The sequence below is a fragment of the Pseudoalteromonas sp. 2CM41L genome (assembly GCF_023161905.1).
GTDB classification, from domain to species: Bacteria; Pseudomonadota; Gammaproteobacteria; order Enterobacterales; family Alteromonadaceae; genus Pseudoalteromonas; species Pseudoalteromonas atlantica.
Window position 1 is genome coordinate 72,036 of sequence record NZ_JALNTN010000013.1, and the last position, 15,354, is coordinate 87,389.

At 42.7% G+C, this 15,354-nt stretch carries 13 protein-coding genes; 9 read left to right on the forward strand and 4 right to left on the reverse strand.

What is annotated here, in order from left to right; genetic code table 11:
* Positions 1-34 precede the first annotated feature (34 nt).
* A complete protein-coding gene (speE, locus tag MTF64_RS14740) occupies positions 35-898 on the reverse strand; it encodes a polyamine aminopropyltransferase (protein ID WP_054983340.1) in 864 nt (287 codons plus the stop codon).
* A gap of 197 nt (positions 899-1,095) precedes the next feature.
* On the opposite strand from speE, the gene speA reads away from it, so the two are divergent.
* From speA to MTF64_RS14760, 4 genes are all read left to right on the forward strand, one after another.
* Complete coding sequence (gene speA / locus MTF64_RS14745; RefSeq protein WP_248451822.1) at positions 1,096-2,976, forward strand: biosynthetic arginine decarboxylase; 1,881 nt, start codon at positions 1,096-1,098, stop codon at positions 2,974-2,976.
* A gap of 64 nt (positions 2,977-3,040) precedes the next feature.
* Positions 3,041-3,919 carry an acyltransferase gene (locus MTF64_RS14750; RefSeq protein WP_248451823.1) on the forward strand — a complete coding sequence of 293 codons (879 nt, stop codon included), beginning with the start codon at positions 3,041-3,043 and terminating at the stop codon, positions 3,917-3,919.
* A 28-nt stretch (positions 3,920-3,947) separates the two neighbouring features.
* Complete coding sequence (locus tag MTF64_RS14755) at positions 3,948-4,868, forward strand: acetyltransferase (protein WP_248451824.1); 921 nt, start codon at positions 3,948-3,950, stop codon at positions 4,866-4,868.
* On the forward strand, positions 4,865-6,124 hold the full coding sequence (locus tag MTF64_RS14760) for a mechanosensitive ion channel domain-containing protein (protein WP_248451825.1): 1,260 nt from the start codon (positions 4,865-4,867) through the stop codon (positions 6,122-6,124). The genes MTF64_RS14755 and MTF64_RS14760 overlap by 4 nt, the downstream gene beginning before the upstream one ends.
* On the opposite strand, the gene chrA is transcribed toward MTF64_RS14760, so the two are convergent.
* Positions 6,081-7,235 carry a chromate efflux transporter gene (gene chrA, locus MTF64_RS14765; RefSeq protein WP_248451844.1) on the reverse strand — a complete coding sequence of 385 codons (1,155 nt, stop codon included), beginning with the start codon at positions 7,233-7,235 and terminating at the stop codon, positions 6,081-6,083. The two genes, MTF64_RS14760 and chrA, sit on opposite strands and share 44 nt — an antisense overlap.
* A 131-nt stretch (positions 7,236-7,366) precedes the next feature.
* Complete coding sequence (locus tag MTF64_RS14770; RefSeq protein ID WP_248451826.1) at positions 7,367-8,227, reverse strand: IS982 family transposase; 861 nt, start codon at positions 8,225-8,227, stop codon at positions 7,367-7,369.
* Positions 8,228-8,425: 198 nt separating this feature from the next.
* Here MTF64_RS14770 and MTF64_RS14775 point away from each other — a divergent pair, with 198 nt between their 5' ends.
* On the forward strand, positions 8,426-9,058 hold the full coding sequence (locus tag MTF64_RS14775) for an OmpA family protein (RefSeq protein ID WP_248451827.1): 633 nt from the start codon (positions 8,426-8,428) through the stop codon (positions 9,056-9,058).
* Here MTF64_RS14775 and MTF64_RS14780 read toward each other — a convergent pair.
* On the reverse strand, positions 9,055-10,833 hold the full coding sequence (locus MTF64_RS14780; protein ID WP_248451828.1) for an ABC transporter transmembrane domain-containing protein: 1,779 nt from the start codon (positions 10,831-10,833) through the stop codon (positions 9,055-9,057). The genes MTF64_RS14775 and MTF64_RS14780 overlap by 4 nt on opposite strands.
* Positions 10,834-10,924: 91 nt before the next feature.
* Between MTF64_RS14780 and MTF64_RS14785 the strand changes: the two genes are divergently transcribed.
* From MTF64_RS14785 to MTF64_RS14800, 4 genes are all read left to right on the forward strand, one after another.
* Positions 10,925-11,323 (forward strand): DUF3224 domain-containing protein, encoded by a 399-nt coding sequence (locus MTF64_RS14785; protein WP_248451830.1) that lies wholly within the window; start codon positions 10,925-10,927, stop codon positions 11,321-11,323.
* Between the two features lie 180 nt (positions 11,324-11,503).
* A complete protein-coding gene (locus MTF64_RS14790; RefSeq protein WP_248451832.1) occupies positions 11,504-11,686 on the forward strand; it encodes a DUF4177 domain-containing protein in 183 nt (60 codons plus the stop codon).
* On the forward strand, positions 11,687-12,304 hold the full coding sequence (locus MTF64_RS14795) for a LysE family translocator (RefSeq protein WP_004589230.1): 618 nt from the start codon (positions 11,687-11,689) through the stop codon (positions 12,302-12,304). It abuts the gene before it with no gap.
* 166 nt (positions 12,305-12,470) lie between these two features.
* The gene (locus tag MTF64_RS14800; RefSeq protein ID WP_248451833.1) at positions 12,471-15,344 is read left to right on the forward strand and encodes a TonB-dependent receptor; all 2,874 of its coding nucleotides are present in this window, start codon (positions 12,471-12,473) and stop codon (positions 15,342-15,344) included.
* Positions 15,345-15,354: the final 10 nt, after the last annotated feature.

Genomic DNA, 15,354 nt, shown 5'->3' on the forward strand with positions numbered 1-15,354 from the left:
TAAAGCTCCCTTTTAGTTTCAAAAAAAGTGTGAATTATTTTTTATCAAATGCGCGTTTCATAAAGTTTGGTGTAGCAAGTGCGCCGTGATGAATACCGCTGTTGTAGTATTCGCTTTGTTGTGCAACTTGCTCGGCATCGGCTTCTCTAAAGCCATTAAATGCTTGTGATTTACGAGCAAGCGTTACTGACCATAAACCGCTTGGGTAAATTGGCTGTGGAAATGGCAGTGTTTGTAAGTCGTTAAAGCCCACACTTAGCATGGCCTCGCGCATTTCTACTAGCAGTGGCATATGCATTAATGGCGATTCGCTTTGCTGCACTAAAATACCACCAGGGCGTAATGCATTTAAGCAGCTAGTGTAAAACGCGTGGTTAAATAATCCCTCGCCTGGGCCTACTGGGTCTGTACCATCAACAATAACAACATCAATAGACTCGCCCGCAGCATCACGCATGTATTTTATACCATCATCAAACATAACCGTTGCGCGTGCATCGTTGTTAGACTCACAAAGCTCTGGGAAGTATTTTAACGACATTTGCGTGACTACTTCGTCTATATCTATTTGCGTTACGGTTTCTACACCTGGGTGTTTTAAAACTTCACGTAATGTACCGCAATCGCCGCCGCCAATAATTACCACGTTTTTAGGATTTGGGTGCGCTAAAAGTGCAGGGTGGCTAATCATCTCATGGTAAAAAAAGTTTTCGCGGGTAGTCACCATAGTACAGCCATCGATGATCATTAAATTACCAAAGTCTGTGGTTTCGAACATTTCTACCTTTTGAAAAGGAGACTGTTTTTCATCCAACTTTTTGTTGATACGTAATGAAAATGCGCTGCCATCGCGGTCGCTAATTTCTGTAAACCACTTACTTTGATCTAAATTTGCCATAGTTGCTTTTACACTTTTTAAGTTGAGTATGAAAAAGGGGCAATTCTGCCAGTGCTTCGCGTTTTGCTCAATGAAATTTTAACTGCTTTGCCAATAAAGTTAGCCAGTATCGAGTTAAAGTTCAATTTTTGTTAGCGTAGGGGGTAGTGACGTATTAAAATGCGCCTTTATAGCTAATTGATTAAAGAAGAGTTGCCATGACTTGGGGTTTAGAAACAGCACGCGCTACATATAATGTTGCTCATTGGAGCGATGGCTATTTTGATATTAACGCACAAGGCGAGCTGGTTGCCTACCCAGATGGTGACCAATCTAAAAATGCGATTTCTTTAACGCAGCTCACAGAGCAATTTAAGCAGCAAGGTTTAACACTGCCGGTGTTGGTGCGCTTTACCGATATTTTAAAAAATAGAGTAGATACACTTACCAACGCATTTACCTTAGCGCGCAGCAGCCGCGCGTACCAAGGCAAGTACACGTGTGTATACCCTATAAAAGTTAATCAGCAGCGCTCGGTGGTCAGTAAACTATTGGCGCACCCAAGTGGTTTAGTTGGCCTAGAGGCCGGTTCAAAGCCTGAGCTTATGGCAATTTTAGGGGTAGCCGATAAACCCATTACTATTGTGTGCAATGGCTATAAAGACAGTGAGTTTTTACGTTTAGCCTGTATTGGTCAAGCCATGGGGCACAGCGTTAAAATAGTCGTCGAAAAACTCTCAGAGCTGACGACCTTACTAGAAGAAATAGATAACCTAGGCATAGAGCCTGCCATTGGTATACGTATTCGCTTAAACTCAGTAGGCAAAGGTAAGTGGCAAAATACCGGGGGCGAAAAAGGCAAATTTGGCTTAACTGCAGGCCAAGTGCTTAGTGCTGTTGAGGTGCTTAAAAAGCATAATAAATTACATTTAATGCAAATGGTGCATTTTCATATTGGCTCTCAAATTGCCAACATACGCGATATACACCGCGCCCTGCGTGAATGCGCGCGCCACTTTGCTGAACTTACCCAGCTAGGAGTGCCGCTTAATACAGTTGATGTAGGCGGTGGCTTAGGGGTAGATTACGAAGGCTCAGGCTCACGCAGTGCTTGCTCGATGAACTACACCGTTGAAGAATACGCACGTAATGTGGTTAATGCTTTTGCTGAGGTGTGCGACCAACATCAACTTACGCACCCAGCCATTATCACCGAATCAGGGCGTGCTTTAACAGCGCACCACGCGGTGTTAATTACCGATGTAATAGACGTAGAAAAAGCGCCAAATCATCCAAATCCAGAACCGCCACTTAAAAACAGTGCGCTAGTGCTTGATGAAATGTGGCAGTGTTTACAGCGTTTAAACCCGCGTATGGCGCTAGAGATTTACCATGATGCGATGCACTTATTTAGCGAAGCGCACGACCAATACGTGCATGGGTTAGTAAGCATGCTAGAGTGGGCGAAAATAGAACAATTATACTTTACTATTTTGCACCGAGTACGCGCATCACTTAGTAATAACGCGCGTGCGCACCGTGAGGTACTTGACGATTTACACGAAAAGCTAGCCGATAAGCTATTTGTTAACTTTTCACTGTTTCAGTCGTTACCTGATGTATGGGGCATTGAGCAGTTGTTTCCGGTTATGCCAATCGAGAATTTAGATAAACCGCTTACCCAGCGCGCTATTATTCAAGATATTACCTGTGACTCAGATGGGCAAATTCGTGAGTACGTAGAAGGCGCGGGCATAGAAACCAGTTTACCTATACCTGAATATCAACATGGCGAGCAATACCATATAGCCATGTTTATGGTAGGGGCTTACCAAGAAATTTTAGGTGATTTACATAACTTATTTGGCGACACCGACTCAGTGCATGTAGAGCTTAACGACGACGGTTATGTATTAACCAATGCTATTAAAGGTGATAGCGTTAAGGATGTATTAAAGTTTGTTGACTATGATAGCGCCATTTTGGCACAAAACTTTGAATTATTGGTCAACAAGCTAGCAGTGTCTGAGCAGTGTAAAGCAGGGTATTTAGCCGAGCTTAATGCCGGGCTTGAAGGTTATACTTACTTTGAAGATTAACCGTACACTCTCAGAATTAAAAGCGTCGCTGTTTGGCGCGCATTGTTTAAAGGAAAGTAAATAAATGTCAGTAATCCGCAGTGTATTAAGTATTATGCTTTATACAATAAACACACTTATTTGGTTTGTGCCTATTTTTGTTTGTGGGCTATTAAAATTAATCCCTATCAAGCCTATGCAAAAGCTTTTAAGCTGGGTTGCTAAACAGTGTGCCACTATTTGGGTGTCGGTTAATAGCATTAACCAACGCTTATTCACGCCAACACAAATTAACGTTACCGGCCTTGAAGAAACCAAATTAAAAGACTGGTACTTAGTGATTGCTAATCACCAAAGCTGGGTAGATATATTAGTACTGCAACGTGTATTTAATCGTAAAATACCTTTTTTAAATTTCTTTTTGAAAAAAGAGTTAATTTACGTGCCAATTTTAGGTCTGTGCTGGTGGGCGCTCGACTTTCCGTTTATGACCCGCACCAGCAAAGCGCAGCTAAAAAAGAACCCAAAGCTACGTGGTAAAGACATAGAAACAACCCGCAAAGCCTGCGAAAAATTTAAAGAAATGCCAGTAAGCATTGTTAATTTTGTAGAAGGTACACGTTTTACAACACAAAAACATGCTCGCCAAAATAGCCCTTTTCCGCATTTATTAAAGCCAAAAGCAGGCGGGATCGCATTCGTAATGCAAGCCATGGGTGAGCAAATCTCTAAAGTGGTTAATGTGACCATTCATTACCCCGATGGCATCCCTACGTTTATGGACTTTGCCGGCGGCAAAGTGAAGCAAATTAATGTGCATGTAGACATTCGCCCAGTAAGCGAGGAGTTGATTGGTGATTACACTGGCGACTCTGAGTTTAGAGTCGGCTTTCAAAGTGAATTAAACCGTTTATGGGAAGAAAAAGAGCACACGCTTTTGCAGCTCGAACAAAACCATAAATAATAAGGTAATAAAAAATGGGCTTACAATTATGCTAAAAAAGTGGTTACCAAATTGGCTCAGCGGCTTAATTGTAGGCTGCGTGATTTTTTCAAATGTAATCATTTTTGGCACCTTAGTATTAATGCTAGGGTTAATAAAGCTTGTCCTGCCTTTTTCTATAATTAACACCATACTGCATAGCGTGTACCGAGGCTGGTGTAATGGCAATCGGTTTGGCTTGTGGCTGGGCTGCGCCAACATAAAAGTAAACATAAACGGCGATGTAAATTCAAAAAGTTGGTACTTACTAATTTGTAACCACATGAGCTGGTTAGATATTGTGGTGCTTAGCTCAATTAATGTATTACCAGCACCAAAGTTTTTTTTAAAAGACGAATTAAAGTATGTGCCATTTATTGGCTCTGGCGCATGGGCTATGGGCATGCCTTTTATGAAGCGCGTAACTAAAGCGCAGCTTGCTAAAAACCCCAAGCTTAAAAGGCTAGATGTTGAGCGTACCAAGCAAAGCTGTCGTAATTTTAGGAATAATCCCACCACCATAATTAATTTTGTTGAAGGCACCCGCTACACGCACGCAAAGCATGCAAGCCAGCAAAGCCCGTTTAAACATTTACTCAAGCCCAAAGCGGGCGGGATTGCCTTTGCACTTGAGGTACTTGGCGAGCAATTTGACGCCATGCTAAATACCAGTGTGGTGTACAGCGGCAGCACAAGCCATGTTTGTCGTAATATTTTAAAGGGCGAGCTTGATTCAATTTATGTTTCTATTGATGTGGTTGCTATAAACCAGCAAATGTTAGGTAGTTACCAACACGACAAAGCATTTAGAAGCCACTTTCAAAAGTACGTTAATGAGCTATGGGTTGCTAAAGACGCGCAACTTGCCAGCATTTATGCCCAACACGATTTACCTGAGCCACCCATTTGTAAGGAAATAGAAACACTATGACCAATACCCACCTGCAGGAGCTAATCGCTCCTTGGTTTGAAAAAGTACCCGACGCAGATTTTTTAAGTGCAATTACTGCAGCCTCTATTGGTGTGTTTTCGTTGTTAGTGGTGTATTTATTTACACGCCGCTTAATGCTGCCAGGCATTCAAAAAGTGGTGACTAAGTTATCTCCAGAGCGCATAGGGTTACTTTCTCCGTTGCTCACAAAACTTAATAAGCGCATAGCCGGTATGCTATGTAGCGTGCTTTTTTTAGCAACCTTCGACAGCGTTTACCCTGTTAATGAGCTTAGTGCCGAAATACTAAAAACCATTGGCCAAGGTATATTAATTATTCATGTAGGCTTTATTTTTAGCAGCATTGTAAGCATTGCCGGCGCTATTTATAACCAGCTAGATTTTGCCCGCGAAGTGCCAATTCAGGGCTTATTACAAGTTGTTAAGCTGATCACCTTTATTGTGTGTGCAATTTTAATAGTCAGCATTGTGCTTGAAAAATCGCCTACCTATATTTTGTCGGGTTTTGGTGCGATAGCCGCTGTTACTTTATTGGTTTTTAAAGACACTATTTTAGGCTTTGTAGCCAGTATTCAAATTGCGGCAAACCGATTAGTTACTTACGGCGATTGGATTCAAGTAGAAAACTACGGCGCCGACGGTGAAGTAATAGACTTAGGGCTAAACACCGTAAAAGTGCGTAACTGGGATAACACCATTACGACTATTCCTACTTATATGCTGGTAGCAGGGTCGTTCAAAAACTGGCGAGGAATGCAAGAGTCTGGCGGCCGACGTATTAAGCGCTCACTTAATATTGATATGCACAGCATATGCTTAGTAAGTGACGAATTTAGAAAACAAATAGATGCAGCTATACCACTGCATGAATATATACGTGTTGCCTCGTTGCCTGATCCGGTCTCTAACTTAGGCTTGTTTCGCCGCTACGCTGAGGGCTATTTAAAGCAGCATAACAGAATAAATACCTCACTGACGCTTATGGTGCGTGAGCTACAACCAATGAACCACGGCTTACCGATTGAGTTTTATTGCTTTAGTGAAGACAAGCGTTGGATATCTTACGAGCATTTACAAGCCGAAATTATGGATCACTTATTGGCAGTGTTGCCAGTATTTGGCCTTAGAGCGTATCAAAGTGTTAGCGGGCAATTAAGCCCGCCTAATGCACAGCAAACCGATAAGCCGACCTTTAAAGTAATGGCAAATAGTGCTGAACAAGACCCACACCAATAAATAAAGCTAATAGCCACCAAATAGGTGGCTTTTTCATTCTTAGCCATGCAAAAACAGCAATAACCAGTGCAACCTGCCATAGGTTGTGAACGGCCGATGTCCAAATAGGTGAGTACAAAGCCGCCGCTAAAAAGCCCACTACGGCAGCGTTAAGCGCCGCAATAGAGCTTGCAAAGCGAGGTTTACTTGCCAGGTTTAACCAGCTTTTTTGAAACGCCAGCATTAATAAAAAACCCGGTGTAAAAATAAGTAGGGTTGCAGCTATGGCCCCTATTAAGGGTTGCTCTGAAGTGAGTTGCGCGCCTAAGTAAGTGGCTATTGTAAACATGGGGCCAGGGATAGCTTGAGCACTGGCATACGCACTTAAAAATTGATCGTTACTTAGCGCTGGTACGCCAGCTTGCAATACAGGCAATACCACGTGCCCGCCCCCAAACACCATAGCGCCCGCTTGGTAAAAAGGAGCAAACAAAGTAAGGTCATCACCTAAAGGTATAAAGCTAATAGCGAGTAGTAAAACAAATAAGCCTAAAGGAAGCCACTTAAACGCGCTTTTAGTATCTGCTTTAGGCTCAGTCTGGGTGTTGAGTTGTAACAGAGGCCAAATTGCGCCTATAGCAGCGGCACTCACTAAAATAGCTATTTGCGTGCCAAGTAAAGGAAATAGCAATAAAGCCAAGGTACTCATTACTGCGATAAGCTTGAGCGCAGCGCTGGTACAAAAGCTTTTTGCCATAGTGAGTGTTGCATCGGCCACAATAACAACCGCAAACAGTTTTAAGCCCGCAATAATAGCAAAGTAAACAGCATCAAACTGATGCGCGCTTACCGCTAATAACAACATGATTAAAAAAGACGGTAAGGTAAAAGCGATAAATGCGGTAATGCCACCAATAACCCCCGCCCGCTCCACACCAATTGCAAAGCCCACTTGACTTGAACCTGGCCCGGGCAGCGCTTGGCTTAAACTAATAAGCTGCGCGTAGCGGGTATCGCTTAACCAGTTTAGTGTGTCTACAAAGTGGCGTTTAAAATAGCCTAAATGGGCAGCAGGGCCACCAAAGCTCATGCAGCCAAGTAAAAAAAACTGTCTAAAAATAGCGACTAACATTGAGCTCATATCCTTTTAAAAGTTCATTAAATTGTCACAAAGGAGTATGACACTTTTATTAAATGCATACATTAATTCGTAATCTACAAATAATACCAATCCACTTAATTAACCTCAGATCTGCATAAGAATTAAAGTCGAGTCACTTTTATACTCGGCTTTTTAGTCTGAAAAGTGTAGGCAATTAATCCAGCCATTAAATTAACCATAAATGAGATGCAGCTGCGGTGCCTTGTGTGGTCTATTTGAGCCATATTTTTCAGCTGGTCGAAAACTGTTTCAATGATGAAACGCTTTGATAACATCGCTCTATCCCAAGATGATATTGGCTGACGTTTCATATTACTTCGTTGTCCTGTAATAAAATTAATGCCTTGCTCAGCAAGTTCCGCTTTTAAGTTTGCAGATACATAACCTTTATCAGCGTATAAACTACCTGTAACATTATCGACCATATCTAATACCGGCTGTCTATCATCAACATTCCCAGCTGCCACTTTTACAGCTAATAAACCACCTTCATCATTCATGATGAGGTGAAGTTTAAAACCATAAAACCAGCCCATTGTTCCTTTGCCTCGTTTGGCTTCTCCCGCAAAAACTTGGTGGCGAGGAATACGCATGTTGTGACACACCTTGAGAGAAGTGGAATCGATAAATGCAATGCCTGTTGGTTTATCAAAGCGCTGCTTCAGATAGCTACACAGAGCAGGTAACGTGGCCTGAAGTAACTTCAGCATACGTGTATAACTGACTAAATCAGGAAAATAATGTCGCCAATACTGACAAACAAATTTGGTGTAGTAAGTTTTAAAGTCGCGATAACCTGATTGATGAAAAGCAATTAATATAGTCATCACTTCGCTAGAGGATAGTCGAGATGGCTTAATGCGTTGCTTTTCACCTGATTCTATTAGGTGTTTAAGCCATTGAGGTTCAAACAATAAACAAAAATCATCGACATCTACGTAAATTGCATCTAAGTTATTCATGCCCTTGCCTTGGTAATCTTATGTTTCTTGGTCGAAAGATCTGATCACCGCAAGGGCATTTAGTTCCATTTCTTATGTGCAGCTCAGGTTAATTAAGTGGATTGGTATAAAGCGAACTGCTTTTAACATGCTCTTCATAGTTTGTTCATACATGTATTTGCATACTCGCTTTATAATTCTTAATGAATAGGACATCACATGACTTTAACTAAATCACTTTTAAGCGTAACCGTAGTAGCTGTATTACTAAGTGGTTGCGAAATGAACAACACAGGCAAAGGCGCCGCAATTGGTGCAGCCGCAGGTGGCGTATTAGGTAAAGCTACGGGTAATCATAAAGACAAGCGCATCTTTATTGGTGCTGCTATTGGCGCACTAGCGGGTGCTGCTGTAGGTGATTACATGGATAAGCAAGAAGAAGCGTTTCGTGATGAACTAGCAGGCTCAGGGGTTGAAGTTGTACGTGAGGGCGATAACTTACGTTTAGTTATGCCATCTAACATTACCTTTGCGACAGACCAATCTTATATTTCATCAGGTTTTAACGATACCCTAAACGCCATTGCTAAAGTAATGAGCAAATACGAAAAAACCTACCTAAGCGTGGAAGGTCACACAGATAGCACAGGTAAAGACAGCTACAATATGAACCTGTCGCGCGAGCGCGCGCAAAGCGTTAAAAATTACTTAGTGAACCAGCAAATTATGGCTGCACGTATTAGCACTACAGGCTACGGCGAAACCCGTCCAATAGCCACTAACGATAGCGCTAATGGCCGAGCTCAAAACCGCCGTGTAGAAATTCAAATAGTGCCAAACACAGAAGGTTAGTTTTTGTTGAACTGCAATTCACAAAGACGCTGATACAAAGGGGAGCTTGCTAGCAATTGCTGGTGGCTCCCTGTTGCTTTTATTTCCCCATTTTCCATTACTACAATCAAATCGGCATGTTTAACCGTTGCCAGCCTATGGGCAATAATTAACGTTGTTCTATTTTGCATTAAATGCTCAAGCGCGGCTTGTACGTGGTGCTCGCTTTGCGCATCGAGTGCACTGGTGGCTTCATCTAAAAGCAGTATTTCTGGGTCTTTTAAAATAGCGCGTGCCAATACAATACGCTGCTTTTGACCGCCCGATAGCCTTACGCCTTGCTCACCTAAAAAGCTGTTATAACCTTGTGGTAATTGCTTAATAAATTCATCGGCATGAGCATGTTTTGCGGCTGCATATACTTGCTCGTCAGTGGCGTTTGGGTTGCCGTAGCGAATGTTATGCATTACATCTGAGCTAAATAAAATAGGGTTTTGTGCCACCATGCCCATTTTGTCCCTCAGGGTGGTAAGCGATATGTCTTTAATATTTACATCATGAAACTTAATCGCGCCGTGAGCAGGGTCGTAAAAGCGCTGTAGTAATTCAAATAACGTCGTTTTACCTGCGCCAGAGGGGCCTACAATAGCCACTGTTTTACCTTGCTCTATTGTTAAACTTATTTTGTTAAGTGCGCTTACATCGGGGCGAGATGGGTAGTTAAAGCTAATATTTTCAAGTGTAATGGCGGGGCTGTCAGTCTTTATTAATAGCTTTTCGTCTTGTGGAGTGACAGGGTTTTCTATTTCACTTTTGACGGCCAGTAATTCAAGTAGGCGCGCTGCCGCCCCAGCAGCTCGTTGTAGCTCGCCGTAAACCTCGGCTACGGTAGCCACCGACATGGCCACCATAATGGCGTAAAACACAAAGGCGCCTAGCTCACCGCCTGTCATAGTGCCTGCCAGTACGTCACTACCGCCTACCCAGAGCATTACGCTAATCGCACTAAAGGTTAAAAATATTACCGCAGCAATTAAAAAAGAGCGCTGTTTAATACGGCTTTTGGCAACGTTAAAGGCTTTTTCGGTTTCAAGTGCAAAGGCGTGTTGCTCACGCTGTTCGTGGCTATAGCTTTGAACTACCTTAATATTTTGAATGATCTCGCCGGCATAGGTGCTTATATCGGCTATTGCATCTTGGCTAGAACTTGCAAGTTTGCGAACCTTTTTGCCAAATACCATCATCGGCACTAATACTAGCGGCACACACGCAACCACTACGAGCGTAAGCTTTAAGTTAGTCACTAACAGCATTACCAAGCCACCCACTAACATTAATGCACTGCGCAGCGCCATAGAAAAGGAAGAGCCAATAATCGATTGCAGCAAAGTGGTGTCGGTTGTTAAACGCGACATAAGCTCGCCACTGCGGTTTTCTTCAAAGTAACTGGGGTGCAAGGTAACAATGCGATTAAACACCGCTTTGCGAATATCGTTACTAACGCGTTCGCCAATCCAGGACATTAAATAAAAGCGGCTAAAGGTGCCCACGGCCAATAAACTAATTAAACCAATAAGCACTAATACAGCTTGTTGTAGCTGCGCTTGGGAGCCAGCAATAAAGCCATGATCTATGACAAACTTAACCCCTTGCCCTAATGATAAGTTAACACCAGCGGTGACTAAAAGGGCGCCAAGTGCCGCCACTACCATCCATTTATACGGTTTAATAAACGCAAAAATAGGTAATAAACTACTAAAAGCGGCTTTTTCGGGCTTAGGGCTTGTTTTTGACATAGTGGATTCTTTTTAAAGGTTAAGGTATAGATATGGCACTAAGATAATAAAAATCAATACTTTTAAACATTAGCATCAATAAGGAAACGTTATGACTACTGCAACCGTAAGTGGAGAATTTAATGTAAATCTGGCCCCAATAGAAGGCTACGCAAGCGGCCAAAACGGCGTTAATTTAGGGCGTATGTCGATAGATAAAACATTTAAAGGTAGCTTAAATGCCACCAGCCAAGGCGAAATGCTAAGTGCCATGACTCCTACACAAGGCAGTGCCGGTTATGTTGCCATAGAGCAAGTAATAGGCGAGCTTGAAGGTAAACAAGGCAGCTTTGTATTACAGCATTTTGGTACTATGGATAAAGGCCAAGACAGCCTAACTTTAAATGTAATTCCCGACTCAGGCACTCATGAGCTAGAAGGGTTAACGGGCAGTATGAAAATACGTATTGAGCAAGGGATTCACTACTACGATTTTGAATACACCTTATAATACCAATCCGCAATATTACTTAATCATTTTGCGGGCCTAAACGTGTCGCTACCTGCGTTAAAAAATTCTAATTTAGAACAACTAAACAGCGAATTTTTTGCCTAGCTATCAACACGTTTTTCCGTCCTCAAAAAAGATCACTTAAATAAGCGAATTGGTATAAGATACACAAGGATTAAAATGCAAAAAGTAATCGAATTTAGAAAGACCCGTTTTTTGGGTGGCGTAGATATAGCCGCACTGAATGACCGCATACAGGAATTAAATCAAGATGGCTGGAAAGTGATTAGCGCAGTGCCAATAACCGGTTTTTATGGGCAAGTGCACGGTTATACATTACTTATTGAAATTGACGAGCTTTAAATGACATTTACAGTATGGTTAAGCCTAGCGGCTATTTGTATGATGGGCGCAATGTCGCCAGGGCCAAGTTTAGCGGTAGTTTTAAAGCACTCACTTAACGGCAGTATGAAAAACGGAATGCTTGCCGCGCTCAGCCATGGTACTGGTGTTGGGTTATACGCAGGTGCATCGTTATTAGGGCTAGGCGCTTTAATGATGCAGTTTCCGACTGTTTATCAAATACTGGTGTATTTAGGCGCAGCCTATTTGGCGTATTTAGGTATAAAAATATTGCTAGCAAAACCCAGCAATAACGAACTTGAAGTACAAAAAAGTGAAGTAAGTGCTGGCCAAGCTTTACAAGATGGCTTTGCTATTGCCTTTTTGAACCCCAAGCTCGCTATTTTCTTTTTAGCCTTGTTCTCGCAGTTTATTGACCCTCAGCTACTTACTTTAAGTGTGGGTATAATTATGTGTTTAACCGTGTTTGTAATTGATACCGGCTGGTATTTGCTGGTGGCGTTGCTGACAGAGGTTTCAAAAAATCGCTTTGGCTTTACCAAGCAAAGTCCGTGGCTTGATAAAATACTGGGAGTCGTATTTATTGCCCTTGCGATAAAAGTGGTGCTAAGCCTTTAAATCGCGTTCCCGATGCAGGGGCGCGAGCCTATATGCCCCTGCAGCCTAACCCTCACGCCCTGCATACGTATTCATCACATTAATTTTACCTTTTAGTTACAATTTGTTGGTTGTGTTTTAAACAATACAGCAACACCTGACAACAATAACTCAAAGGTTCACACACATGGACAAGTTTAAACTAAGTGCACTTATGCTGGCTTTATTTGCCGCTAATAGTGCATTGGCTGCAAACGAAGACTCAACAAATCAATCACCCAGCACACAAGCTGAAGATTTAGAAATTATTGAAGTGCGAGGCTTTAGCCGCAGTTTAATCCAATCTTTAAATCAAAAGCGTTTTAGCGATACGGTGTCAGAACAAATTTCTGCCGATGATTTAGGGGCACTGCCTGATATTTCAATGGCCGATGCACTAACACGATTACCTGGTATTTCAGCGGTACGAACGGGTGGGCAAGCGGCGCAAATTAATATACGCGGGCTGTCGGGCGGGTTTGTATTTTCAACACTTAATGGCCGCGAGCAAGTATCTACAAGTGGCAGCCGCAGTATTGAGTTTGACCAATATCCGTCAGAATTAATTAGCTCTGCGGCGGTATACAAATCGCCAAAGGCATCGCTTATTGAAGGTGGCGTGGCCGGTACGGTAGAGCTTGAAACCGCCAGTCCACTTAATAATGATCAAACGCATAAATTTGTAGCTAATGTGCGCGGTATGTATAACGACCGCGCCTCAGAGGTATCGGATGCCACTGAATTTGGCGACCGAATTAGTTTTTCGTATCAAGGCAAATACCTAGACGACACGTTAGGCGTAGCGCTGGGCTATGCGCGTTTGTTTCAGCCAAGTGTAGCAACGCAGTTTATTGGCCTTGCGTACAATGACACAAAAGACGTTGATGGCGCAGCTAACGACACCAATGGCCCTTTAGCTAATCCAGAAAACGAATACATTAGCGAAGGCTTTGAGCTACAGCATTTAGGCGGCGAAGAAACCCGTAATGGTTATTTAGCAGCTATAGAGTGGGCGCCGGTAGATAACTTTAAATTAAAAGGTGATGCGTTTTTATCGCGCTTTGATAAAGAGTCATTTGCTCGCGGTCTGAGGGTTAAATTAGGCGGGCCAACAGCTGCATATGCTAACGCTCAGCTTGATGGTAATGCCGTAATAGGCGCAGCGGTTAACCGCACTTCGCAAAGTTATACCCGTGTTGAAATAGTGAACGACGACAACCAAGACTTTGACGAAGTAGACAGCTTTGGCGTTAATGCCGATTGGCAGGTAACCGATAGACTAAACGTAAATGCCGATGTGTCGCTTTCTCGGGCAAAAAGTAATTTTAGAAATGGCTTACTGTGGAGCTTAGTAGCAGAAGATGCCAATGCAGAAACGCCAGTATTTGATAACAACGTAGCAATTAACTATCAATTAAACGGCTTAAATTTACCTGACGTTGGGTTTAATCAGGCGGCCGCCTTTAGTGATATAGACCGTGTAATGGTCAGCAAATATGGTATTTACCCAGATCAAACAGAAGATGAAGTAACTGCATTTAGGCTCGACTTTAAATACGAGCTAGAAAGCGACATATTTAGCTCAGTAGAGTTTGGGGCGCGCTACTCAGATAGAGAGTACAGTCGTAAACGCTCGGTATTTGAGTACGGTAACGACGGGGCGTTTTCAGCAACGCAACCCCCTTTGCGTTTAACCGACGATATGGCGTCAGTGGTTGACTGGCAGGGCGAGTTTAGTTACTTCCCGTCGTATTTAGCCATTGATTTAGACAAAGCACTTAACGCATGGTTTCCAGATGGTACGCCTGAGCCTGTTCAAACATGGGGCAACGCCGATGGCGTAGACGACGCGCAAGGTTACACAACTAACTATTCGTGGTCAGTGCTGCAAAGCGGCTCGGTGTTTGAAGATGTGCTAGCTGCGTACGTTATGGTAAACATTAACACGCAAATTGCTGGGCTCGACTTATCGGGTAATGTGGGTGTGCGCCGCGTTGAAACCGACCAATCGGCAACCGTACTAGAAAACGTAGCAGGCGATGCGCGCTTAGGTGCACAAAATATTGTTGATGAGAACGGCATTGTAAATAATTTATACGCACCTAATGTATTAGGCACTAAATACACCGACTACTTACCATCATTAAATTTAAACCTGCAACTTAACGACAATTCACTTGTACGCTTTGCTGCGGCTAAAGTAATGTCGCGTGCGCCAATTAACCGCTTAGCGGGCGATGCCAGCGCAAACGTAAGTGATGATGGTGTTATTAACGGTTCAAGTAATAACAACCCATTTTTAAAACCCTTCTATGCTGACCAGTACGACTTATCTTACGAATATTATTTTGAAGAAGGTAACGGCACTGTCGCTGCGGCGTTATTTTATAAAAATATAGACTCGTTTGTTGAAATCTTATCAATCGAAAACTTCGACTTTAAAGGCAATGGCTTTAATGTCCCTGACTTTATAGAAGACCCTGTCAGTAGCGAGCAAGTTGCCACAACTAACGGTATTTACACCACGGCAGTTAATAACGGTGAAGGTGGCTACATTAGAGGGCTAGAGCTTGCCTATACGCAAGTGTTTAGCTTTTTACCTTCGCCATTTAATGGCTTAGGCGCTAATGCAAGTTACTCATACACCGAAAGTGAAATTGAATCGATTACCAGTTTAGGGGGCGATACATTAGCGCAATCTTTACCTGGGCTGTCTAATAACGTGCTTAATGCCACGGTGTTTTATGCTTTAGACGATTTTGAAACCCGCCTTAATGTACGTTACCGCGATGAGTTTGTATCAGAGCAGGTTGCCATTAACGAACAAGTGGTTAATTTTGATACTGAAACAGTCATCGATTTTCAAACGTCTTATCGCTTTAGCGATTCACTCACCATGCTTTTGCAAGTTAATAACTTAACCGATGAACCAACCCAAAGCTACTTTGGCTCAGAGCAGCGAACAGGGACGACTCAGTACTTTGGTCGTCAGTTTTATCTTGGTTTTACATACAGTCATTAATTAGCAAACG